Below are 20,829 nucleotides of genomic sequence, written 5' to 3'. Positions count from 1 at the left end.
TTCTGGGTGAACCAGAAGACCGGCAAGCTCGAGGTCGACAACGTCAAGATGCACAAAATCCCGGTCGAGGAGGACGGCATCTGGACGCAGCAGCCGCTCTACACCTTCGAGGGCATGGACTTCGACGTCACCAATTAGGCGACGATCAAACGGTCGGCGCGCTGCGCGCGGCGAGCAGGCGCTTCAGGGTTTCGCGGGTTGAGACATCGGCGCGGCCGTCGATGCGCGCCGGGCGGAAGTGGCGCTGGAAAGCCTCGACCGCCTTCTCGAGCCCGGTGCCGTAGGTCGAGGTCACTTCGACGCCATAGCCGAAGGCGCGCAAGTTGCGCTGAAGCTCGGCGACCGCTTCGCCTTCATCGCCCGGACCGAGCCCCTGATCGTGCCCGACAGGCACGGGTTCGACCCAGAGCCCGATTCCTTTGCGCGCGAGGCGCGCCCAGTCGAACTTCTCGCCGGGATCGCGTTTCCGCCCCGGCGCCACGTCGGAATGGGCAAGCACATTCTCGGGCGGGATTGCGTGCCGGCGCAGAATGTCGAGGCAGAGCGCCTCGACCGCCTGCATCTCGGCCTCCGTAAAATCCGGATAGTCGAAATCGTGGCCCGGGTTGTGGATCTCTATGCCGATCGAGCGGGAATTGATGTCGGTCTCGCCATGCCAGCTGCTTTGACCGGCATGCCAGGCGCGCTCGCTCTCGGCCACGATCTGGGCGATGCGGCCCTCCTCGTCGACGAGATAGTGGCAGGAGACCTTGGCCTCCTCGCGCGTGAGCCAGTCGAGCGCGGCCTCGGCCGACTCCATGCCGGTGTAGTGGAGGATCAGCATGTCGGGCGCCGACGCGCCCCGCCGGGGTTCGCGATTGGGCGACGGGCACCACAGCGTGGCAAGCGGACTGTCGGGGGCGGCAATCATGTGGTGAACAAATCTGATTTCGTCATGCCCGGCTTCATGCCGGGCATCCACGTCTTAGGACGCCAGCGTCATGAAAACAAATCGTGGATGGCCGGGACAAACCCCGGCCATGACGGATTGGGCGAGCGCCGAGGCCGCCGGCTACATACCGCGCTCCTTGGCGATCGCCTCGTAAGCCTCGTTGATGGTCGCGACCTTCTCGGTGGCGAGCGTGACGAACTCCTTCGGCACACCGCGCGCGATCAGCTTGTCGGGATGGTTTTCGGCGACGAGCTTGCGGTAGTGGCTCTTGAGCTCCTCGTTGGTGATCGAGGGCTTGATGCCGAGCACATCGTAAGGATTGCGCTTGGCGGCGATGACGTGGCGCGCCTTAATGTAGCTGAACTCCGTGTCGGTGAAGCCGAAGCGCTTCGCCACCTGGTGAAGGAACTGCTCCTCGTTGGGGTGCAGTTGCTCGTCGGCCTTGGCGATGTGGAACAGGCCTTCGAGCACGTCTTCGAGCAGCTTGCGGTTGCCCTTGAACATGGTTGCGAGCTGCTCGGCATAGGCCTCGTAGCCGGCCACGTCCTGCTTGGCGAGATTGAACACGCGGGCGACGTTCTTCATCTCGCCCTCGGGCACCTTGAACACTTCCTTGAAGGCGTTGACCTCGTCCATGGTCACGACGCCGTCGGCCTTGGCCATCTTGGCGCCGAGGGCGATCACGCCGACGGTGAACGCCACCTGGTTCTCAGCCGGGCCGTCCTGCTCCTGGTCGCGATCGATGACGTAATGCCCCGCCACCCCGCCGAGCAGCGCCCCGATCGGGCCGCCGATGGCGAGCCCTGCCGCGGCGCCAGCGAGCTTCCCCCAAATCGACATTACCGAACTCCCCCAGACGTGTTGCTTTCGCTAGAGCATAAGGGCTTTTTCGCGGTCCCGCATGCGGAGAATCGAAGCCAACTTTTTCCGCTCGCCACGGCCGAAATGGCTCTAGGTCGAGCCATAGCCGCGGAAATTGGCGAGGATCGAAAGCTTGGGCTCGTCGACCTCGAGCCCTTCCCGAAGCCGCCGCTCGACATGCCAGGAGCGCGCGAAGGTCCAGGCGGCGAGCCAAAGCGTGAGGGCGCCGGTGGCCACGCTCCCCACCACCACGAACATATGGCCGAGCGCGAACAGATTTGCGGCGGCAACCACGAAGGCTTCGATCACAATGCCAAAGCCGCCGGCCATGACGATGGCGGCGCAAACCGACGTGATGAACACGCCAAATAGGCTGCTGGCGTGGCGTCGAGGTTCCTTGGGGGCTTCGGTATCCATCGATGACGCTTTTTAATCGACCACTTTCGCCGACCCTCATAGCGGAGGGGGTTCGGGGTTACAAGGCCCGGCCGTTCGAGCTCGCTATATCGCGGAAATTCTCTAGGCGAAGGCGAGCTTGAGCAGGAAAGCGAGCGCGATGACGGCGACAGCCGCGTTGATATCCCGCAAACGGCCGGTGAGCCCCTTCAGCGCCACATAGGCGATGAAACCGAGCCCGATCCCGGTGGCGATGGAATAGGTGAGCGGCATCAGGAGGGCGATGAGCAGCGCAGGGATGTAGTCGGTCGGGTCGTCGAAGCGAAGCGCGCCGAGGCTTGCCGCCATGAGGAAGGCCACGAACAGGAGCGCGGGCGCCGTGGCGTAGGCCGGCACGCTCTCGGCGAGCGGGGCGAGGAACAGGCTCAACAGGAAGAGAACCGCCACGGCCACGGCGGCGAGACCCGTGCGGCCGCCCTCCTCGACGCCGGCCGCGCTCTCGATATAGGCGGTGGTGGTCGAGGTGCCGAACAGGGCACCGAGCATGGCCGAACCTGAATCGGCAAGAAGGGCCTGGCGAAGCCGGGGCAACCGTCCCTCCTCGTCGAGCAACCCGGCTTGGCGGGCAACCCCGATCAGCGTCCCCGTCGTGTCGAGGATGGTGACGAGGAGAAGCGTCAGAACGATGGTGACGAGGGAGAGGTGCGCCAGGCCGGCGAGATCCAGCTTGAGGAAGGTCGGGGCAAGCGAGGGCGGCGAAGCGGCAATTCCACGCCAAGGCTCGAGCCCGAGCGCAGCGGCGGCGATGGTGACGGCGAGAACGCCGATGATGATGGCGCCCGGCACTTTGCGCACCGCGAGCGCGGCGATGACGAGAAAACCGGCCGCGGCGAGCGAGGCCTGCGGCTTCGACAGATCGCCGAGCGTGACCAGGGTCACGGGCTGGTCAGCGACGATGCCCGCGTTCTGCAAGCCGATCAGCGCGAGGAAAAAGCCGATGCCGGCCGCGATGCCGAGCTTGAGGCTCATCGGAATCGCATCGATGAGCCAAGCCCTCAGCGGCGAGAGCGACAGTGCGAAGAAGAGCACGCCCGAGGCGAACACGAGGGCAAGCGCGAGCTGCCAGTTGCCGCCGAGCTCCGGCACCACGGTGAAGGCAAAATAGGCGTTGAGCCCCATGCCGGGGGCGAGCGCGATCGGATAATTGGCGTAGAGCCCCATGATGGCCGAACCTGCCGCCGCGGCGAGGCAGGTGGCGACGAACACCGCGCCATGATCCATGCCGGCCTTCTCGAGGATCGCCGGATTGACGAACATGATGTAGGCCATGGTGAGGAAGGTCGCGAGGCCGGCCCTGAGCTCGGTTGAAACGCTCGAACCCGCCTCGGTGAGTGCGAAGAAGCGGTCGAGCCCCCCGGTTTGCGCGGGCGCTTCTTCCAAGGGTGCCTTGCCCTTTGCGCGCGCGGTCTCAGAGGTCTTGCTGGCCATCACCCCGTCCCCCTTTTTGGCCTGGCCGCCAATTGACGCCGCCTTGTCCACTATTGTCTATGATGATTCCGGCGCCGAACGAATTCCCGCACATGATCCGCCACCGAATCCTGGTAATGCTGCTTGCCCTCTGGGGCCTCGCCATGATCGTGCCGGACCTCGTGCGCGTGGTGCAACCGCTCGGGTCGTTCGGCTTTTACGCCAACAATGACGGCCTGATCTATAGCGTCTCCGGACCGTTCGAGGACGAGCAGTCTTCCCCGGCGTGGCGGGCGGGCGTGAGGGTCGGCGACCGGATCGATCTCGAACGCCTCGATTGCCGACCGCCGGACATTGCAAGCTGCGGTCCGGCGCTGACTGCGCTCGGCGGGCTCGATTTCGTCTTGCCAGGCAGCACCATCACGCTCCCGATTGCCGCGACGGGAACCGCGTCCGAGCGCCAAGTCACCCTCGTCGCCGTCCAGCGCCCCGCCAATTTCCTGGTTAGCGCCGTCAACCTGGCCTGCCAGATCGCGGGCATTCTCGTGGTGATCGCCGCAGCCTGGCTGGTGTGGACCAGGCCATCGGCGATGAGCTGGGGCTTTTTTCTCTACGCCAACTGGTTCAATCCGGGGCAGGAATACGCCTTCTACGCCATTCTCCAGCAATGGCCCGCGGCGCTCCTCATGCAGGATGTCGCCTCCTGCTTCGCGGAGGGTGCAGCCTATGCGGGCTTCCTTCTGTTCGTACTGCGCGTGCCCAACAACACGACCGAGCCGCGCTGGCGTCCGCTCGAACGCGCTTTGCCGCTTGTTGCGCTGTTCTTCTCGGCGCTTCTCCTCGCCTCCTACGACGCCGTGCTCGGCTATCCCAGCGAAACGATCACGCGCGCGGGGATCTTTTTCGGCTTCGCCGCCGATGTCGGCGCGCTCGGCATCCTGCTTGCCCGGCGCAAGACGCAGAGGCCCGAGGACTATCAGCGCGTGCGCTGGGTGATCTGGGGATGCCTGATCGGACTGCCCACGTTCCTTATCGCCGAACTCGCCTCCGAGACGACCTTCTTTGCCACCTCCGGCGAGTTCAGGCCTTCGGAGGACGTGATCGGGCTGCTCTATCTCGTCAACGGCATCCTCTGCCTGTTCGTGTTCGAGGCGATCCGGCGCGAGCGCGTGGTGAGCGTCATGATCCCGCTCCGCCGCGTGACGCTGCTCGGTCTCACGCTCAGTATCCCCGCTCTTCTCCTGCATGCTCAGGTCGAGCATCTCCAGAGCACCCTCGAGCTGCCGGGCTGGGCTTGGCTTGTGCTTGGCGCGGTTGCCGTGTTCCTGATCACCCGCCTGCATGAAGGCGCCGTGCACTGGGCCGATCGCTATTTCAATCGCGAGCTCGATGCGGCCGAGATTAGGCTCGGGGCGGCGATCAGATCGGCGAAGGCGGCGATCGAGATCGATCGTCTGTTGGCCGACGGAACCTCCGAGGCGCTCACGCTGGCTTCCGCCGCTTCGTTCCGCAGGCGCAACGGCGCTTACGTCCGCGACGAGAGCGGCAAGGGCTGGGAGGACGTGGCGACGCGCACGCTTACACCGGATGAACCCCTGCTCGCACCCCTTGCGAAAGGCAAACCATTCGACATCGGGGATGAGGACGGCGGCGGCCTCGACCTGCCGCAAGGCCTCGCACGCCCTATCTTCGGCGTGCCCGCGGTCAGCCCGGCGCGCTGCTTCGCGGTCTCCTTCTATGGGCCGCATGCCTCCGGGACCGACCTCGATCACAACGAGCGCGCCATGCTGGCGCGACTCGCCCGCGACGCCGCGGCGATGTATGCCGAGCTCGAGAGCTCGGAGCTTCGCCGCAAGGTGACGGCGCTCGAAGGCGAACTCGGCAAGACGCGGTCCGCGCCGCGAAAGAAAAGGAGCGTGCATGGCAATCTATGAGCTCGACGGGCAGGCACCGGAATTTCCCGCCGATGGCCTTTATTGGGTCGCCGAAACGGCCGCGGTCGTCGGGCGCGTGCGCCTGCGTTCGGACGTCAGCATCTGGTACGGCTCGGTTCTGCGCGGCGACAACGAGTGGATCGAGATCGGCGCACGAAGCCAGATTCAGGACAATTGCACGCTCCATACCGACCCCGGCTTTCCGCTCACCGTCGGCACGGATTGCGTCATTGGGCACAACGTCATTCTGCACGGCTGCACCATCGGCGATCGAAGCTTGATCGGCATGGGCGCGATCGTGCTGAACGGGGTTAAGATCGGCGCGAACTCGCTTGTCGGCGCGAACGCGCTCATCACCGAAGGCAAGACCTTCCCTGAAAATTCGGTCATCTTGGGCTCGCCCGCCAAGGCCGTGCGCGAGAGCGACGAGAAGGTGCGCGCCATGATCGCGCGCGCCGCAGACGTCTACGTCAAACGCTGGAAGCGTTACGCCGCCGGGCTCAAGCGTATCGGCTGAGCATGCGCGGCAGGTGGCAATTCTTCATCGACCGCGGCGGCACGTTCACCGACATCGTCGCGCGCGCGCCAGACGGGCGGCTTCTGACGCACAAGCTCCTGTCCGAAGACCCAGAGGCCTACGAGGACGCGGCCATCGCCGGCATCGCCGATCTCCTCGGCGTGAAGCGCGGCAAGCCGCTCCCCGTGGCTTCGATCGAGAGCGTCAAGATGGGAACGACGGTCGCCACCAATGCGCTGCTCGAGCGCAAGGGCGATCGGGTGCTGCTTGTGGTCAGCGAAGGCTTCCGCGACGCCCTCGAGATCGGCTACCAGGCGCGGCCCAAGATCTTCGCCCGCCGCGTCGAGAAGCCGTCGATGCTCTACGCCAAGGTGGTCGAGGTCCCGGAGCGCGTGCGCGCCGACGGCACGGTCGAGACGCCGCTCGATCTCGGCACCTTGGTCGCGGCGCTGCGCGAGGCGCGAGCCGAAGGCATCGCTTCGGTGGCGATCGCCTTCATGCATTCCTACGCTTATCCGGCGCACGAAGTCGCGGCGGCCGAGGCGGCGCGGCTCGCGGGCTTCACGCAGGTCTCGGCGAGCCATGAGGTGAGCCCGCTCGTCAAATTCGTCGGGCGCGGCGACACCGCCGTGGTCGACGCCTATCTCTCGCCGCTGCTTCGCAGGTATGTCGATCGCGTGGCCGCGGCACTAGCGGGAAAATCGTCCCTCCCCTTGATGGGGAGGGTGGCGAGCATGAACGAAGCGAACTCCGCGCCAGGCAGGGTGACGCGCGAGGCCCACCACCCGGTCGGCTTCGCCGGTCGGTCTCCCCGCAAGGGGGAGGAAGGAAATCCGCGATTGCTGTTCATGCAGTCCTCGGGCGGGTTGACCTCGGCGCATCTCTTCAGGGGCAAGGACGCGATCCTGTCGGGACCCGCGGGCGGCGTGGTGGGCGCGGTCGAGACGGCGCTGCTTGCCGGCTTCGCCAAGATCATCGGCTTCGACATGGGCGGCACATCGACCGACGTCTGCCACTATGACGGCGTCTACGAGCGGAGCTTCGAGAGCGTGATCGCGGGCGTACGCGTGCGCGCCCCGATGATGCAGATCCACACCGTGGCGGCGGGCGGCGGCTCGATCATCCACTATGACGGAATGCGGCTTCGCGTCGGACCGGACTCGGCAGGTGCCAATCCCGGCCCCCTCTCCTACCGGCGCGGCGGTCCGCTCACGGTCACCGACGCCAACGTCATGACGGGCAAGCTGGTCCCCGATTTCTTCCCGCGCATCTTTGGCCCCGGCCACGATCAGCCGCTCGACCGCGAAGGCGTGCGCAAGGGTTTCAAGGCGCTTGCGCGCAAGCTCGGCTCCGGCAAGACGCCGGAAGAGGTCGCGGATGGCGCGATCAGGATCGCGGTCGAGAACATGGCGAACGCGATCAAGACCATTTCGGTGCAACGCGGCTACGACGTAACCGAATATGTGCTGAATGCGTTCGGGGGCGCCGGCGGCCAGCATGCCTGCCTCGTCGCCGAGGCGCTCGGCATGTCGAAGGTGCTGATCCATCCGCTGTCGGGCGTGCTGTCGGCTTACGGCATCGGGCTCGCCTCGATCGCGGCGATGCGCTCGAAGGCCGTGCTTGCGCCGCTCGACGAGGATGGCCTTGCCACGCTTGCCGCCATTCGCGCCCCGCTCGACGAGGAGGTGAAGGCCGAGCTCGTGCGCCAGGGCGTGAGTGAAAGCGCCATCACCCTCACCGCCCAGGCCCATCTCCGTTACGCCGGCACCGACAGCGCCATTCCTATTCCGGTGGCGAGCCTCGCCGGCATGCGCGCGCTGTTCGAGATCGCGCATCAGAAGCGCTTCGGCTTCATCAGTCCCGGCAAGGAGATCGAGATCGAGGCCGTCGAGGCGGCGGGCGAAGGCGGCGGCAAGCGCCCGAGAGAGCCCGAACTCAAATCGACTGACGGCAAGCCCGAGATCGCAACCGAAGCCGCGATCTTCACGCAAGGCACCTGGCATAACGCGCCGGTCGTTCTCAGGGCGACGTTCGCCCCGGGAATGCGCATTGCGGGGCCTGCCCTCATCATCGAGGACCATCAGACGGTCGTGGTTGAGCCCGGCTGGCAGGCCGAAGCCACCGCCAGGAATCATTTGTTGCTTTCACGCTTAGAGGTGCGCGCGACGCCGCGCGCGAGCAAACAGGCCGATCCCGTCCTGCTCGAAGTGTTCAACAACCTCTTCGTCTCGGTCGCGGAGCAGATGGGCTATGCGCTGCAAAACACCGCGCGCTCGGTCAACATCAAGGAGCGGCTCGACTTCTCCTGCGCCATTTTCGATGAACGCGGGAGGCTGATCGCCAACGCTCCGCACATCCCGGTCCATCTCGGCTCGATGGACCGAAGCGTGGAGACCGTCCTGCGCGAGGCGGACACGCTCAAGCCGGGCGACGTGTGGATGCTGAACGCGCCTTACAACGGCGGAACGCATCTGCCCGACATTACGGTCGTGACGCCGGTCTTCGCCGAGAACGGCCCCGATCTTCTGTTCTTCGTTGCCGCGCGCGGCCATCACGCCGACATCGGCGGCATCGCTCCGGGTTCGATGAGCCCGAAGGCAACACGAATCGAGGAGGAAGGAATCTATATCGATCCCTTCAAACTGGTGGAGGCCGGGCGCTTCCGCGATGACGCGGTGCGCAAGCTCCTCACCGACGGCCCCTACCCTGCGCGGAACCCGGAGCAGAACATCGCCGATTTGAAGGCGCAGGTCGCCGCCAACGCGAAGGGGGTCGGCGAACTGCACAATATGGTCCGCCACTACGGGCTCGCGGTGGTGCGTGCCTATATGGGGCATGTCCAGGACAACGCGGCCGAGGCGATCGGCAAGGCCATCGCCAAACTCAAGAGCGCGCGGTTCGAGGTGGAGACCGACCAGGGGAACGTGATCAAGGTCGCGCTCAAGATCGACCGCAAGAAAAAGACCGCCGTAGTCGATTTCACCGGCACGAGCCCCCAGACGGCCGACATGTTCAACGCGCCCGAGCCGATTACGCGTGCCTGCGTGCTCTACGTCTTCCGCACCCTCATTGACGACGACATCCCGCTCAATGCCGGCTGCCTCCGCCGCATCAAAATCGTGGTGCCGAAGGGCTCGATGCTTTCCCCGCGTTACCCTGCGGCGGTCGCCGGCGGCAATGTCGAGACGAGCCAGACGATCGTGAACTGCCTCTACGGCGCGCTCGGCTGCTTAAGCTCGGCGCAAGGCACGATGAACAATCTCACCTTCGGCAACGAGCGCGTTCAGTATTACGAGACGATCTGCTCGGGCGCGCCGGCCGGCGAAGGCTTCGACGGGGCTGCCGCGGTGCAGACGCACATGACCAATTCGCGTCTGACCGACCCCGAAGTGCTCGAACTCCGCTATCCGGTGCTGATCGAGCGCTTCTCCATTCAGCGCGGCTCGGGCGGCAAAGGCAAATGGCGGGCGGGCGACGGCACGCTGCGCGCCATCCGCTTCCTCGAGAGAATGGACTGCGCCATCCTGTCGGGCTTCCGCAAGGTGAGGCCGTTCGGCTTGCATGGCGGCGATCCCGGCCGGCCCGGCGAGAATTGGGTGCGGCGCAAGGACGGGCGGATCGAGAAGCTGAAAAGCTCCGACCAGACCGTGCTCGAGCCGGGCGAAGCAATCATCATCAAGACGCCGACCGGCGGCGGCTTCGGCAAGAAGAGCGAACGGCGCTAGCCGGCGACGACTAGAACTTCAGCGTGGCGATGTCGGTCGCGATGACGGTGATGGTCTTGTCCGGCTCGAGATCCTTGGCGGTCGAGACCGATCGCGGCGTGAAGCTGATCTTGGCGCGGCAAAAATCGCTCCGCTCGACCACATCCAACCCGCCGCAATTCTCTTCGATCTTGCGCTTGGCGAAGTCGGGCTTGATGTCGGGCGTCGCGATATAGAGGTCGCCCTCGGTCGAGCAGCGGTAGCCTCCCGCATCGCCGTCTTCGGCGCAATAGCCGATGACCTCGACCGGCTTGCCGATATAGCTCTCGGGATCGTCGGCGAGCGTCTCCCAGTCCAGCAACGCGGCGCGTGCCGCAAATGGAAGGAACACGGCGAGGACACCGGACACCAGCGCAAGGCGCGTGACGACAGGCGCCATCGGCTCAGTTGACCTGGATGTTGGTGATGTCCATCACGATCGGCGCGTGATGGTGCGCAGTGTGGGCGCCGAACGGCGTGCCCTGAACGAACACGTCTTTGCCCACGTAGCTCGTGATGGTCTTCGCGACCTCCTCGTTCGAGGAGAAGATCTGAATTTCCCCCACCGTCTCGCTCGCATCGACGTTGTCGTCGCCGGCGAGACAGGTCGGGACGAGCGGCGTCAGAATGAAGGCCTGCTCGGGCTGATCGTTGGCGTCGGTGAATGTGCCCTCTGACAAGACGCCCTCGATAATGGTCGTGGCCTGTTCCGCCTGGAGGCAGCCGGCATAGGCCGAGACCGGTGAAAGAACGAGGAGGCTCAAGGCGGTGGAAAGAAGCAGTCGCATAGCGGCACTCATGTCTGGACCGAAAAAAATTGGCGGTCCTTCTAGCACACAAGGCGCTGGCTGCATCCCAAGAAAAAGGCGCGGGACAATCAGTCCCGCGCCTTCCTACGCGTTGCCTCTCTTCTCGTTCGTTCGCAGGAACGGCCCGGATATTACGTCGTGGGAGCGGCGCCCCTACGCTCGGCCATGAACTGGTCGAACTCGGCCTTGTCCTTGGCGTGACGCAGCCGCTGCAGGAAGGCCTGGAACTCCTCGGCCTCCTCTTCGAGCCGCCGCAGCGTGTCTTCGCGATACTGGTCGAAGGCGCGGTTGCCGGTCGACTTGAGCGGGCTCATGCCCCTTCGCCAACGCATCACCTCGCGGCCGAACTCACTATCCTTCCACTCGTGCTTCCAGGCTCCGCATCCCATGCGTCCACTCCAGATCAGATAAGCCAAAACGCCAAGGCCGATGGGCCACCACAGGAGGAAGCCGACGATCATGGCTGTGATCCATGCCGGCTTCCCGTATTCGTCCAAGGTCGCAACCAACTGCATCGCCGCTCCTTCCTTCGGTGTGAATGTTATTTACATTCACATAGATGCCCCTTGTTGGCAAGGCTTCAAGGGGCCTCGCCACAAATGTGATCGAGTGCCATGCTTTTGGGGGAGCCCGGGCGCGGCAAAAATATCTTAAGCCCTGCCCGGTTAGCCTTCGGCTGCCGAGCACGGCAGAGGGAAAAGCCGGGTCGGCTTGTGACGGGGAGCTTGGACTTGCGTCAGCGCATTTTCGCCGCAGTAACGATCGGCGTTCTGGTCCTGTGCGGGTCCGGGGCGGGTGCGCTTGCGCAATCGCTCTCCGACGGCAAGCCGCACGCCGGCGTTGCCGCTGCGAGGACCATGCCGGTGCAGGGTATCGACGTCTCCTACTGGCAAGGCGACATCGACTGGGCGAAGGCCAAAGCGGCGGGCGTCCGCTTCGCCTTCATCAAGGCGACCGAGGGCGGCGACCACCTCGATCCGAAATTTCTGGAGAACTGGCAGAACGCCAAGAACGCCGGCATCGTGCGCGGCGCCTACCACTTTATCTATTGGTGCCGTCCGGCCGAAGAGCAGGCGCTCTGGTTCATGCTGAACGTGCCGGCCGATCCCGACGCCCTGCCGCCCGTGCTCGATGTCGAGTGGAACAGCGCGTCGAAGACCTGCCCGCATCACGTCTCGCGCGAGGTGGCGCTCGCCAAGATCAAGACCATGCTCGACGCGATGCAGGCGCATACCGGCAAGCAGCCGATCATCTACACCGACCCCGTGTTCTATCGCGACGTGCTCGAGGGCGAGTTCACCGACTATCATTATTGGCTGCGCTCGGTGGCCGCTGCGCCCGAAGCGAAATACAGCGGGCGTTCCTGGGCCTTCTGGCAGTTCACCACCACGGGAAAGGTGCCGGGCGTTGCCGGCCGCGTCGACCGCAACAGCTTCAACGGCACCGAGGCCGATTGGCAGCGCGTGCTGCAGTGGCTCGAGGCGCGCCGCTGATCGCGTCATTGCCCGGCTTGACCGGGCAATCAATTGATCCTCCGCGCTAAGGCTTGGCGCCCGGCAGAATGCCGAGTCCTCTCAGGTAGATGAGCATGGCGCTTTCGAGGATTTCCTCTGGGCTCATCGGCACCTTGCGGGCTTGGAGCTCGGCTTGGGCGAAGAGCGTCGCGACGCCGTGCGAGACTGCCCAGATATGCAGGCTCATCAATCTGACCGGCGGGCGCTCGGTCTCGGGGAGCGCCCGGCAGAGGGCCAGGGCCGCTTTCTGCAACACATCGAAGGCCCGCTCGGCGGCGGGAAGCGGGGTTCCCTCCCCGGCGAAACCGGTCTCGAACATCACGGCGTAGCTCGCGGGCTCCTCGCGCGCGAAGGCGAGATAGGCCTTGCCCAGCGCATCGAAGGCCGAGAGCGGAGTCGGCACGCCGTTGTTCCACGCCCTGTCGAGACGCGCGGCGAAGCGCTCGAAGCCGTTGCGCGCGACCTCGGCGAGGAGCGCGTCACGGTCGCGGAAATGCCGGTAGGGCGCGGCCGGGCTTACGCCGGCAAGCCGCGCCGCTTCGGTCAGGCTGAAACCGAAGGCGCCGTGTTCCTCGATGAGCTTGCGCGCGGCCTCGAGCAGAGCCTCTTTAAGGTTGCCATGATGATACGAGCGCGGCCGGCGCCAGCGAGAATCGTCCGATGCATTCATGTAAAGGGCTTTTACATGAAGTGCGGCGCGCCGGCCAGAAGAAGGCTGGGGCGATCAGTTCGGGATGGAGGGCGCGGCGACCTTGTCGGCCGAGCTTGCCACCTTCCGTTCCGTGGCGTTGAGCGGAACCCAGCCCAACACCGCGGCTACCGGCAGGCCGACCAGCGCGAAGAGGACGGCCAGCGCCAATGCGCCGATGAAGAATCTCATGCCGGCCTCGAATTATTGCGAGGGTTGGGTACTGGCAGTCGTAGCCGGCGCGCTCGTGAGCCTCATGACCGGGAAGTCGTAAGGCTCCTTAGCCGCGCAGGCCGCGACAAGCAGAGTCGATGCGAGGCAGAGCGCGGCGGCCGTGCCGCCGAGCAAAGCTCGCATGGTCCCTGAATTGCGGTCCATGATGCGCCTCCACGCCTTTTCGTGGAGGAGCCCTGGTCCAACAAGACGCGCCTCCACGTCTTTTGCGGGGAGCATCGCGCGCCAGTTGCAAACAAACGGACCCATCAGGCAAAACGCGGCCGACAAAATTCGCAAACGCGGTAAACAGAATCTCATCAAATTGAGGGGAAATCGCCGAGTGTCGCGGCAAAGCGACGCCATGCCGGTTTCGCCTCATCGGCGCCCATGAAAGGTGATCGAAATTTATCTCGGCCGGGGAGAGACGGGAGCTCGATGAACCAGCGCGAGACTTTCGGGTCGGCGGCCAAAGCGACCGCGCTTCCCTTGCGTACTCTGCTCAAAATGCTTGTCCCCGCGGCAACGGGGTTTTTGAGCGTCCTCGTTTGCCATCTCTACCAGGACTCGCTGTTTTCCGAACTCGCCAACTACCCGCGAACTGTCCTCCTATTCCTCTGGCTGTTCGGGACCATGATGTGGTGTGCCTTCGGCGTGGTGCGTCACGGCGAAGCCGTTGCCGAGCGCCTCGGCGAACCCTACGGCACGCTGGTACTGACCTTGTCGGTCATCGCGATCGAAGTGTCTCTCCTCGCCTCGATCATGCTGCACGGCGAAAACAACCCGACGCTCGCGCGCGATGCCATGTTTGCCACGCTGATGATCGTGCTGAACGGCATGGTGGGCGCGGCGCTGCTCATGGGCGCCCTGCGCTACTGGGAGCAGGAATACAATCTCGCCGGCGCGCGCGCCTTCCTCATGGTGATCGCGGCACTCGCGGTATTCGCCCTGATCATTCCGAACTACACCAAGACGGCACCCGATCCGATCGAGGCGCCCGCCAAGGCGCTCCTGTTCGCCGTCATTACCGTCCTGTTCTACATCGTATTCCTGATCATCCAGACGATGCGGCATCGCGCCTTCTTCGCCGAGCCGGAAAGCGACGGCGCGCACGAGTTGCTCGGCAACGAGATCGAAGAGCATGTGCGGCAGCCCGGCTCTCTCGGCTTCCATATCGGGATGCTCCTATTGACGCTGGCGCCGGTGCTCCTGCTCTCGGAATATCTCGCTATCATCGTCGATTTCGGGCTTGAGGGACTAGGCCTGCCCGACGCGCTCGGCGGCGTCATGGTCGCCCTGCTCGTGCTCTCGCCCGAGGGGCTGACCGCATTCCATGCAGCGCTGCGCAATCATCTCCAGCGCGCGGTGAATGTCTGTCTCGGCTCGGCCCTTGCCACCATCGGACTTACCATCCCCGCCGTACTGATCATCGGTCTTATCACCGGATGCCAAGTGCATCTCGGTCTCGACGAGGTCCAGACCGTGCTCCTGATCCTCACCCTGTTCATGAGCGCGCTGACCTTCGGCGGGGTGCGCACCAACGTGCTGCAAGGCACGGTGCACCTGCTCCTGTTCATCGTTTATGTCGCGCTGATCTTCAGCCCCTAATCCGGCCGCCCTGTGGGGAGGGGTTCATCCCTTGATGCGGCGTGGGTCATAGCCGTAAGTGTTGCGGGCGCGGATCAGGCCGTCCTTGCCGTGAAGCAAGGCCTCGGAGCGCTCCTTGCGGGCGATCGCCTTGGCCTTCTCCCAAGCTTCGCCCTGAGTCTTGAACCGGGCGGTCGGTTCTTGGGCGCCTTCGGCCTTGACCGCCCAGCCGCCATCGTGGGCGACCACATGCTGGTTCTTGCCCATGCTCCCCTCCCCCGAAGCCCCGGCTCTCCTCACTATAGACGAACGAGGGGAGACCCTAGAAGCGGCGGTTATTGGCGGCACGCGGCTTCGAGGATAAGACTAAGGCCGGCGCATCTTTTCGCTTGAAGGGCATGGAAGCACGCATCACCAGGGAGCCGCTCACGGTGGGGTGGCGCGAATGGGTCGCGCTGCCCGATCTCCGCGTTCATGCCATCAAGGCCAAGATCGACACCGGCGCGCGTACCAGCGTGCTCCATGCTTATTCGATCGAACCTTTCCGCCGGGGCGGCGCGCTGTGGGTGCGGTTCGTGCTCCAACCGATGCAGCAGAGCGACGCCGTGAAGGTCGCCTGCGAAGCGCGCGCCATCGATCAGCGCACGGTGCGGAACTCCGGAGGCGGAGTCGAGAAGCGCTACATCATCACCACGCTGCTCAAGCTCGGCGAGCAAGCGTGGCCGATCGAGCTTGCGCTTACCAATCGCGACCAGATGGGATTTCGCATGTTGCTCGGCCGCACCGCGCTCGACAGCCGGGCTCTGATCGAGCCCGGGCGCTCCTTCCTTCTCGGCAAGCTGCCCGCGCGACTTCGCCGCAGGCGCAAGGCTGCCTCTCCGCAGCCGGGCAAATCGCTGCCATAAACCGCGCGGCCCCCACCAACGCCTCCGAGGTGAGCCTTCCATGAAGATCGCGTTGCTCGCGCGCAACCCTTCGCTCTACAGCCACCAGCGCATCTGCGAGGCGGCACGCGCGCGCGGACACGAGATCGAGGTGATCAATACGCTGCGCGTCTCGATCAACATCACCTCGCACAAGCCCACGCTTTATTACCGCAAGCGGCGGCTTGAGGGATTCGATGCGGTGATCCCGCGCATCGGCGCCTCGGTGACGTTCTACGGGCTCGCCGTGCTGCGCCAATTCGAGATGATGGGCATCTATCCGCTCAACGAATCCGTCGCCATCGGGCGTTCGCGCGACAAGCTGCGCTCGCTTCAGCTGCTCGCGCGCCGCGGCATCGGCCTTCCCGTCACCGCCTACACCCACGATCCGCGCCAAGCTGAAGACATCATCGATATGGTCGGCGGTCCGCCGGTGATCATCAAGCTGCTCGAAGGCACGCAAGGCATCGGCGTCGTGCTTGGCGACACGATGAAGTCGGCGAAATCGGTGATCGAGGCGTTCCAGGGCGCCAATGTCGACATCCTGGTGCAGGAATTCATCAAGGAGGCCGGCTCGACCGACATCCGGGCGCTCGTCATCGGCGACAAGGTGGTGGCGGCGATGAAGCGGACCGGCCCGCCGGGCGAGTTCCGCTCGAACCTCCATCGCGGCGGCTCAGGAGAAAAGGTGCGCATCACGCCGCAGGAGCGAACCGCGGCGGTGAAGGCTGCGCGCACCCTCGGCCTCAATGTCTGCGGCGTCGATTTGTTGCGCTCGAAGAACGGGCCGCTCGTGCTCGAGGTCAACTCCTCGCCCGGCATCGAGGGGCTCGAGAAGGCGACCGGCGTCGATGTCGCCGGGCTTATGATCGAGTTTCTCGAGCGCAACGCCGCCCCCAACCACACGCGCACCAAGGGCAAGGGCTGACCGGTCGCGCCTAACGGGTTTGGTAATTTTTTTGCCAAGCCCGCATGCGGCAGCACGGCTCAAATCAGCACTCGACTTTTCTGCTAGATTTGGCATGAAAGTCCGGGAGCGTTGAGCAATGTCCCTGCGGTTGCCTGGCAAATCGTCGACCATCGTGCGGCAAGTCGCCCTTGGGGCTCTTGCCTCGCTCCTCCTTCTTTCCGTGGGGCCGGTCCGGGCGCCGGCGGAGGACAAGAAGCCGACCCCCTGCACTGAAGACGCTATGATCGTGTTCGACGCATCGGGCTCGATGTCGGGCAACCAGACGCTCGGAATCCCGAACTCAGAGGCGCGAATCGATCAGGTCCGCTCCGCGCTCGCCGAGGTGCTGCCGAGCGCCACCAAATTCCGCAAGGTCGGCCTCATCACCTACGGCCCGGGCCCCTACAATCAATGCAACGTCAAGCTCGAGTTGAAGCCGATGCCGGACGCCGCCGAGCCGATCATGAGCGCCGTAAACGCGCTCGTTCCGGCCGGCAAGACGCCACTCACCTCGGCGGTCGAGCAGGCGGCGAATGTGCTCGACTACAAGAACAAGCCGGGTGTGATCGTGGTCGTGACCGACGGCGAAGAGACCTGCGGACGCTCGCCGTGCGAACTCGCCAAGATGCTGCACGCCACCGGCGCCCAGCTCACCATCCACGTTATCGCCTTCCGCTACGAGACCTTCTCGTGGACGGGCGAGAATTCGGTTGTCGATCTCATGTGCCTGGCCGAGACCAATAACGGCCTCTACACCAAGGTCAACACCGACGAGGACCTGGTCCAGGCGCTCGAGAAGACGCTCGATTGCCCAATGGTGTCACAGGCCCTTCCGACCACGCTCACCAAATAGGGCTTTCGTTGCGCTACATCATGCCCATGGCCTTGTGGGCCTCGGCCATATATTTCATGCAGCCCGCCGTATCGCCCTTCTTCATCGCCGCCTTCGACTGATCGAGAGCGGCGGTCGCCTCCTTCTGTTTGGCGGCGTCCGTCATCTTGGCGATCATGTCGTCCATCTGTTTCATATGGGCGTCGGTGCAGAGATTCTCGGCGGCATAGGCCGGGCTCAGGCCAAGGGCCGCAAACAAGATTGCCGCGAGGATGTTACGCATGGTTTCCTCCTTTTTCAGCTCAAGGTGCCGCGGATCAGAGGCTTAAACGCCCGGCAAGCCTGATCGGGGGCATGCGACCCGGAAAAATTTCTTCCCTGCCATTTCCGCGACGTTTGGCCGGTTGACGCTTAAACCCCGAGGCGCATCTATGCGGCGCTTAGCGGAACCCCAAGCGCAGAGAAGCATGCGTCGCCTCCTGTACATTGCCGCAATTCTGTCATGGGCATGGCCGCCTCTAGCGCTGGCGGAGGACCAAGGCCTGCTCAACCGCTGCTGGGCGCCGGACGCGCTCGCCGGCACCGATCGCGAGCGGCTATCGACACGCTCCCACGGCAAGCTCGACCTTGCGCCGTTGCGGCAGCAGCCGCTGCCGGCGGCGACGCCGGTGCCGCCAGAGCTTCGCGGCTCGATCAGGGGCGTCGCGCTTCCGCCCGAGGAGAAGCTGATCGCGCTCACCTTCGACCTTTGCGAGACCGACGGCGATGTCGCGGGCTATGACGGCCGCATCGTCGATCTTTTGCGCGCGCAAGGAGTCAAGGCCACGTTCTTCGCCGGAGGCAAGTGGCTTGAGACCCACAAGGAGCGAGCCTGGCAGCTCATGGCAGATCCGAATTTCGAGATCGGCAGCCATGGTCTTCGCCATTACGACCTCTCGAACACAAGCGACGCCAACCTCAGCGACGAGATCGTGCTGACCGAGGCGGCCTACGCGCAGACGCGCGCCAGCCTCTTAGCCAAGCAATGCGCCGTTGGCTTCGCGCAAGCGAGCGAGGTGCCGGAACGGATGAGCGTGATGCGCTTCCCCTACGGGCGTTGCAGTGCAAAGTCGCTCGCCGCTGTGGCCGATGCGGGGCTCGTTGCCATCCAATGGGACATCGTCACCGGCGATCCCGACCCGCATCGTTCGGCCAAGGCCATCGCCAACACGATTCTCGCGCAGGCGCATCCCGGCGCGATCATCGTTGCGCACGCCAATGGGCGCGGCTGGCACACGGCCGATGCGCTCGCGCTCGCCATCCCCAAGCTCAAGGAACAGGGCTATAGTTTCGTGACGGTCAGCGAGCTTCTGGCGGCGGGGAAACCGGTCATCGCCGCGACATGCTACCTCAACCGGCCGGGCGATACGCCGCGCCACGTTGCGAAGCTGCAGCCGAAGGGGGCGCCGCATGATCTCTTCAGCATTATCGGGCCCGATCAATGAGCTTGACGGCGCGCGGCTCGTTCCGCTCGAGGAAGGCGCGATCATGCCCCTCGCCGAGGCGATCGTGGCGATACCGCCATGGTCGGTGATGAACTATTCCGCCAACGCGCTTGCGAAGTTCTTGGCCTCGCCCGACGGCGGCGCGGCGCGTTATCTCGTGCAGGTGGGCAATGAGGCGGCCGGCGCGGTGTCGGTGCGCTTTCCCTGGCTCAAGGGGCCCTATCTCGAATTGCTCGCGCTTCTTCCTTCCTTTCAGGGACGCGGCATCGGCAGCGAGATCATCGGCTGGTTCGAGCAGGAGGGGATAAGGCTCGGCGCACGCAATCTCTGGGTCTGCGCCTCATCGTTCAACGCGAGAGCCGTGCGCTTCTATCGGCGTCACGGATTTCACGAGGCGGCAACGTTCAGCGGCCTCGTTGCCGACGGCTATGACGAGATTCTGTTGCGAAAGTTTCCGCTTCAGGCCAAGCGATAGGCGCGGTTAGCTATTGCTTCGCCGGCGCGTCGGCCGGTTGATCGGGAGAGCCGCCCTCGTCATCGGCGCCGGGAGCCGAATCGACGAAGATCACGCCGTCCTCGATCGAAACCTCTTCACGGCCCTGCATCTCGTATTGTTCGCCGCTCTCGAGCTCGACGGTGCAGCCTTTGTCGCAGGGCGGATCGACCGCCGTCTGCGGCTCGATGGTAAGCTCCTTGCTGTCGCCGCCCGCTTTCACCGTGATGGTGTGCGCGTCGGGATCGGTATTGGTGATGGTGAGCGCCTCCGCCGGATCGGCGAAGAACATGCAAAGAACGCCAAGGCCGATAAGCTTTGCGACCCTCATTGCGATGTGCCCTCTCAAAAGCGCCATTCGGGGCGCCGGCCCTCGCCTGCTCCACCTCGCGCCTTTCGCCGGGGAGTAGACCAGAACAGCGCCTTCTTTGTGTTTCCGGCGCGGCCAAACTTTGCCGGGTCATGGTTGCCGGGGCCGCGAAAACCGCGGACCGTCAACGATTCCGCCTTTTACCATCCTTGCCGGGAGTGTTTGCAACTGTTTCGCAAGGCCGGGACAATTGGCCATCGGTGCTGTGAAACCAAACGCGCGCGGCGGCGTTAGTCGGCTTGCGCTGCGGCGCAAAGGAGTTTGTGCGGTGCAAAAAGGAAACGTCTTGGCCATCCATGAGGGGGCTCGTACAGTTGCCAAGCGCGATGACCCTCCGATCGGAAAGGAGCTTCCGATGGAACTCACAGCCACAATGACCGCGATCATGGCGATCATCTCGTTCGGCTTTCTCGCCGCCGTGATCTTGGGGATGATCTAGGGGCATTGGCCTTCCGGCCTAAGGGACCCCTCTTCCATCACAATTTGAGCTTAGCTCCGCCGCGGATCACTCCGCGGCGTTTGCTATGCGCCTCGGGTCGTAATTGAGGATGGGGCCCAGCCAGCGCTCGGCCTCCTCCTGGCTCCAGCCCTTGCGCGCCGCATAGTCGGCGACCTGATCCCGGCCGATCTTGCCGACGCCGAAATAGCGGCTTTCCGGATGGGAGAAATATAACCCCGAAACGGCGGCCGCGGGCCACATGGCGCAGCTTTCGGTAAGCTTGACCCCTGCCGCCCTCTCGGCCTCGAGCAGACGGAACAGCGTGCGTTTCTCGGTGTGGTCTGGCTGGGCGGGATAGCCCGGCGCCGGACGGATGCCCGCATACGCTTCGGCGATCAGCTCATCGTTCGTGAGCTTCTCCTCCGGCGCATAGGCCCATAGCTCGCGGCGCACCTTCTCGTGCAGCGCCTCGGCGAAGGCTTCGGCCAGGCGGTCGGCAAGCGCCTTGACCATGATCTTGGAATAGTCGTCGTTCGCTCGCTCGAACTTCCGCGCCACGTCCTCCTCGCCGATGCCGGCGGTCACGGCAAAGCCTCCGACATAATCGGCAAGCCCCGTCTCCTTCGGCGCCACGAAGTCGGCAAGCGCGAGATTGGGCCGCCCCGGCTCGCGCGCCATC

Annotated in this window: 24 protein-coding genes; 11 read left to right on the top strand and 13 right to left on the bottom strand. The window is 64.7% G+C overall.

Annotated features, from left to right (window positions below):
* Positions 1-145: 145 nt before the first annotated feature.
* From VFB18_RS05935 to VFB18_RS05920, 4 genes are all read right to left on the bottom strand, one after another.
* A complete protein-coding gene (locus VFB18_RS05935; RefSeq protein ID WP_324972189.1) occupies positions 146-910 on the bottom strand; it encodes an N-acetylmuramoyl-L-alanine amidase in 765 nt (254 codons plus the stop codon).
* A 141-nt stretch (positions 911-1,051) separates the two neighbouring features.
* Positions 1,052-1,771, bottom strand: a complete 720-nt coding sequence (locus VFB18_RS05930) for a TerB family tellurite resistance protein (RefSeq protein ID WP_324972183.1) — start codon at positions 1,769-1,771, stop codon at positions 1,052-1,054.
* 111 nt (positions 1,772-1,882) lie between these two features.
* Entirely contained in the window at positions 1,883-2,209 is a 327-nt protein-coding gene (locus tag VFB18_RS05925; protein ID WP_324972180.1) for a hypothetical protein, read from the bottom strand.
* A gap of 102 nt (positions 2,210-2,311) precedes the next feature.
* Complete coding sequence (locus VFB18_RS05920) at positions 2,312-3,676, bottom strand: NCS2 family permease (protein ID WP_324972177.1); 1,365 nt, start codon at positions 3,674-3,676, stop codon at positions 2,312-2,314.
* Positions 3,677-3,768: 92 nt separating this feature from the next.
* On the opposite strand from VFB18_RS05920, the gene VFB18_RS05915 reads away from it, so the two are divergent.
* The 3 genes from VFB18_RS05915 to VFB18_RS05905 are packed head-to-tail and all read left to right on the top strand — an operon-like array spanning position 3,769 to position 9,831.
* Positions 3,769-5,589 carry a hypothetical protein gene (locus VFB18_RS05915; protein ID WP_324972174.1) on the top strand — a complete coding sequence of 607 codons (1,821 nt, stop codon included), beginning with the start codon at positions 3,769-3,771 and terminating at the stop codon, positions 5,587-5,589.
* Positions 5,576-6,106, top strand: a complete 531-nt coding sequence (locus tag VFB18_RS05910; RefSeq protein ID WP_324972172.1) for a gamma carbonic anhydrase family protein — start codon at positions 5,576-5,578, stop codon at positions 6,104-6,106. The genes VFB18_RS05915 and VFB18_RS05910 overlap by 14 nt, the downstream gene beginning before the upstream one ends.
* A 2-nt stretch (positions 6,107-6,108) precedes the next feature.
* Positions 6,109-9,831, top strand: coding sequence for a hydantoinase B/oxoprolinase family protein (locus VFB18_RS05905; protein ID WP_324972169.1), 3,723 nt, complete (start codon positions 6,109-6,111; stop codon positions 9,829-9,831).
* Positions 9,832-9,841: 10 nt separating this feature from the next.
* Here VFB18_RS05905 and VFB18_RS05900 read toward each other — a convergent pair whose 3' ends face one another.
* The 3 genes from VFB18_RS05900 to VFB18_RS05890 form a co-directional block, all read right to left on the bottom strand.
* Positions 9,842-10,249: a hypothetical protein gene (locus VFB18_RS05900; RefSeq protein WP_324972166.1), complete on the bottom strand. Its 408-nt coding sequence runs from the start codon at positions 10,247-10,249 to the stop codon at positions 9,842-9,844.
* Between the two features lie 4 nt (positions 10,250-10,253).
* On the bottom strand, positions 10,254-10,637 hold the full coding sequence (locus VFB18_RS05895) for a DUF4431 domain-containing protein (protein WP_324972164.1): 384 nt from the start codon (positions 10,635-10,637) through the stop codon (positions 10,254-10,256).
* A 152-nt stretch (positions 10,638-10,789) separates the two neighbouring features.
* Entirely contained in the window at positions 10,790-11,173 is a 384-nt protein-coding gene (locus VFB18_RS05890) for a DUF2852 domain-containing protein (RefSeq protein ID WP_324972162.1), read from the bottom strand.
* 216 nt (positions 11,174-11,389) lie between these two features.
* Here VFB18_RS05890 and VFB18_RS05885 point away from each other — a divergent pair, with 216 nt between their 5' ends.
* A complete protein-coding gene (locus tag VFB18_RS05885; RefSeq protein ID WP_414675656.1) occupies positions 11,390-12,151 on the top strand; it encodes a GH25 family lysozyme in 762 nt (253 codons plus the stop codon).
* 46 nt (positions 12,152-12,197) lie between these two features.
* Here the strand turns inward: VFB18_RS05885 and VFB18_RS05880 are convergent, their stop codons facing one another.
* Together VFB18_RS05880 and VFB18_RS05875 are read right to left on the bottom strand one after the other, a co-directional pair.
* Positions 12,198-12,842, bottom strand: a complete 645-nt coding sequence (locus VFB18_RS05880) for a TetR/AcrR family transcriptional regulator (protein ID WP_324972159.1) — start codon at positions 12,840-12,842, stop codon at positions 12,198-12,200.
* 54 nt (positions 12,843-12,896) lie between these two features.
* Entirely contained in the window at positions 12,897-13,052 is a 156-nt protein-coding gene (locus tag VFB18_RS05875) for a hypothetical protein (RefSeq protein ID WP_324972156.1), read from the bottom strand.
* Positions 13,053-13,511: 459 nt separating this feature from the next.
* Here VFB18_RS05875 and VFB18_RS05870 point away from each other — a divergent pair, with 459 nt between their 5' ends.
* Positions 13,512-14,681 carry a calcium:proton antiporter gene (locus VFB18_RS05870; RefSeq protein ID WP_324972153.1) on the top strand — a complete coding sequence of 390 codons (1,170 nt, stop codon included), beginning with the start codon at positions 13,512-13,514 and terminating at the stop codon, positions 14,679-14,681.
* A 24-nt stretch (positions 14,682-14,705) separates the two neighbouring features.
* Here VFB18_RS05870 and VFB18_RS05865 read toward each other — a convergent pair whose 3' ends face one another.
* Positions 14,706-14,927, bottom strand: a complete 222-nt coding sequence (locus tag VFB18_RS05865; RefSeq protein ID WP_324972149.1) for a DUF2188 domain-containing protein — start codon at positions 14,925-14,927, stop codon at positions 14,706-14,708.
* A gap of 131 nt (positions 14,928-15,058) precedes the next feature.
* Here VFB18_RS05865 and VFB18_RS05860 point away from each other — a divergent pair, with 131 nt between their 5' ends.
* The 3 genes from VFB18_RS05860 to VFB18_RS05850 all read left to right on the top strand — a co-directional run bounded on the left by VFB18_RS05860 (position 15,059) and on the right by VFB18_RS05850 (position 17,385).
* On the top strand, positions 15,059-15,565 hold the full coding sequence (locus tag VFB18_RS05860; RefSeq protein WP_324972147.1) for an ATP-dependent zinc protease: 507 nt from the start codon (positions 15,059-15,061) through the stop codon (positions 15,563-15,565).
* A 40-nt stretch (positions 15,566-15,605) separates the two neighbouring features.
* Positions 15,606-16,511 carry a 30S ribosomal protein S6--L-glutamate ligase gene (gene rimK / locus VFB18_RS05855; protein ID WP_324972144.1) on the top strand — a complete coding sequence of 302 codons (906 nt, stop codon included), beginning with the start codon at positions 15,606-15,608 and terminating at the stop codon, positions 16,509-16,511.
* Between the two features lie 118 nt (positions 16,512-16,629).
* Positions 16,630-17,385: a vWA domain-containing protein gene (locus VFB18_RS05850; RefSeq protein ID WP_324972141.1), complete on the top strand. Its 756-nt coding sequence runs from the start codon at positions 16,630-16,632 to the stop codon at positions 17,383-17,385.
* A gap of 13 nt (positions 17,386-17,398) precedes the next feature.
* Here the strand turns inward: VFB18_RS05850 and VFB18_RS05845 are convergent, their stop codons facing one another.
* The gene (locus VFB18_RS05845; RefSeq protein WP_324972139.1) at positions 17,399-17,647 is read right to left on the bottom strand and encodes a hypothetical protein; all 249 of its coding nucleotides are present in this window, start codon (positions 17,645-17,647) and stop codon (positions 17,399-17,401) included.
* Between the two features lie 184 nt (positions 17,648-17,831).
* Between VFB18_RS05845 and VFB18_RS05840 the strand changes: the two genes are divergently transcribed.
* Both VFB18_RS05840 and VFB18_RS05835 read left to right on the top strand, forming a co-directional pair.
* Positions 17,832-18,848 (top strand): polysaccharide deacetylase family protein, encoded by a 1,017-nt coding sequence (locus VFB18_RS05840; protein WP_324972136.1) that lies wholly within the window; start codon positions 17,832-17,834, stop codon positions 18,846-18,848.
* Positions 18,814-19,323, top strand: coding sequence for a GNAT family N-acetyltransferase (locus VFB18_RS05835; RefSeq protein WP_324972133.1), 510 nt, complete (start codon positions 18,814-18,816; stop codon positions 19,321-19,323). Before VFB18_RS05840 ends, VFB18_RS05835 begins: the two co-directional genes overlap by 35 nt.
* Positions 19,324-19,333: 10 nt before the next feature.
* On the opposite strand, the gene VFB18_RS05830 is transcribed toward VFB18_RS05835, so the two are convergent.
* A complete protein-coding gene (locus tag VFB18_RS05830) occupies positions 19,334-19,672 on the bottom strand; it encodes a hypothetical protein (protein ID WP_324972130.1) in 339 nt (112 codons plus the stop codon).
* A 229-nt stretch (positions 19,673-19,901) separates the two neighbouring features.
* On the opposite strand from VFB18_RS05830, the gene VFB18_RS05825 reads away from it, so the two are divergent.
* Positions 19,902-20,150 (top strand): hypothetical protein, encoded by a 249-nt coding sequence (locus tag VFB18_RS05825; protein ID WP_324972127.1) that lies wholly within the window; start codon positions 19,902-19,904, stop codon positions 20,148-20,150.
* 66 nt (positions 20,151-20,216) lie between these two features.
* On the opposite strand, the gene VFB18_RS05820 is transcribed toward VFB18_RS05825, so the two are convergent.
* On the bottom strand, positions 20,217-20,829 hold a 613-nt coding region (locus VFB18_RS05820), incomplete at its 5' end, for a vitamin B12 dependent-methionine synthase activation domain-containing protein (RefSeq protein WP_324972124.1).

It is taken from the genome of Methyloceanibacter sp., assembly GCF_035650995.1.
In the GTDB taxonomy this organism is placed as follows: Bacteria; Pseudomonadota; Alphaproteobacteria; order Rhizobiales; family Methyloligellaceae; genus Methyloceanibacter.
This window is presented reverse-complemented; position numbering and strand designations above follow the sequence as displayed.

Bases quoted from the DNA above. Each gene is read 5' to 3' on its own strand.
- VFB18_RS05845 (WP_324972139.1), bottom strand. From the start codon at position 17,647: ATGCGTAACATCCTCGCGGCAATCTTGTTTGCGGCCCTTGGCCTGAGC.
- VFB18_RS05875 (WP_324972156.1), bottom strand. From the start codon at position 13,052: ATGAGATTCTTCATCGGCGCATTGGCGCTGGCCGTCCTCTTCGCGCTG.
- VFB18_RS05830 (WP_324972130.1), bottom strand. From the start codon at position 19,672: ATGAGGGTCGCAAAGCTTATCGGCCTTGGCGTTCTTTGCATGTTCTTC.
- VFB18_RS05865 (WP_324972149.1), bottom strand. From the start codon at position 14,927: ATGGGCAAGAACCAGCATGTGGTCGCCCACGATGGCGGCTGGGCGGTC.
- VFB18_RS05870 (WP_324972153.1), top strand. From the start codon at position 13,512: ATGAACCAGCGCGAGACTTTCGGGTCGGCGGCCAAAGCGACCGCGCTT.
- VFB18_RS05860 (WP_324972147.1), top strand. From the start codon at position 15,059: ATGGAAGCACGCATCACCAGGGAGCCGCTCACGGTGGGGTGGCGCGAA.
- rimK (WP_324972144.1), top strand. From the start codon at position 15,606: ATGAAGATCGCGTTGCTCGCGCGCAACCCTTCGCTCTACAGCCACCAG.
- VFB18_RS05905 (WP_324972169.1), top strand. From the start codon at position 6,109: ATGCGCGGCAGGTGGCAATTCTTCATCGACCGCGGCGGCACGTTCACC.
- VFB18_RS05910 (WP_324972172.1), top strand. From the start codon at position 5,576: ATGGCAATCTATGAGCTCGACGGGCAGGCACCGGAATTTCCCGCCGAT.
- VFB18_RS05900 (WP_324972166.1), bottom strand. From the start codon at position 10,249: ATGGCGCCTGTCGTCACGCGCCTTGCGCTGGTGTCCGGTGTCCTCGCC.
- VFB18_RS05930 (WP_324972183.1), bottom strand. From the start codon at position 1,771: ATGTCGATTTGGGGGAAGCTCGCTGGCGCCGCGGCAGGGCTCGCCATC.
- VFB18_RS05925 (WP_324972180.1), bottom strand. From the start codon at position 2,209: ATGGATACCGAAGCCCCCAAGGAACCTCGACGCCACGCCAGCAGCCTA.
- VFB18_RS05890 (WP_324972162.1), bottom strand. From the start codon at position 11,173: ATGCAGTTGGTTGCGACCTTGGACGAATACGGGAAGCCGGCATGGATC.
- VFB18_RS05895 (WP_324972164.1), bottom strand. From the start codon at position 10,637: ATGCGACTGCTTCTTTCCACCGCCTTGAGCCTCCTCGTTCTTTCACCG.
- VFB18_RS05935 (WP_324972189.1), bottom strand. From the start codon at position 910: ATGATTGCCGCCCCCGACAGTCCGCTTGCCACGCTGTGGTGCCCGTCG.
- VFB18_RS05835 (WP_324972133.1), top strand. From the start codon at position 18,814: ATGATCTCTTCAGCATTATCGGGCCCGATCAATGAGCTTGACGGCGCG.
- VFB18_RS05920 (WP_324972177.1), bottom strand. From the start codon at position 3,676: ATGGCCAGCAAGACCTCTGAGACCGCGCGCGCAAAGGGCAAGGCACCC.
- VFB18_RS05840 (WP_324972136.1), top strand. From the start codon at position 17,832: ATGCGTCGCCTCCTGTACATTGCCGCAATTCTGTCATGGGCATGGCCG.
- VFB18_RS05880 (WP_324972159.1), bottom strand. From the start codon at position 12,842: ATGAATGCATCGGACGATTCTCGCTGGCGCCGGCCGCGCTCGTATCAT.
- VFB18_RS05915 (WP_324972174.1), top strand. From the start codon at position 3,769: ATGATCCGCCACCGAATCCTGGTAATGCTGCTTGCCCTCTGGGGCCTC.
- VFB18_RS05850 (WP_324972141.1), top strand. From the start codon at position 16,630: ATGTCCCTGCGGTTGCCTGGCAAATCGTCGACCATCGTGCGGCAAGTC.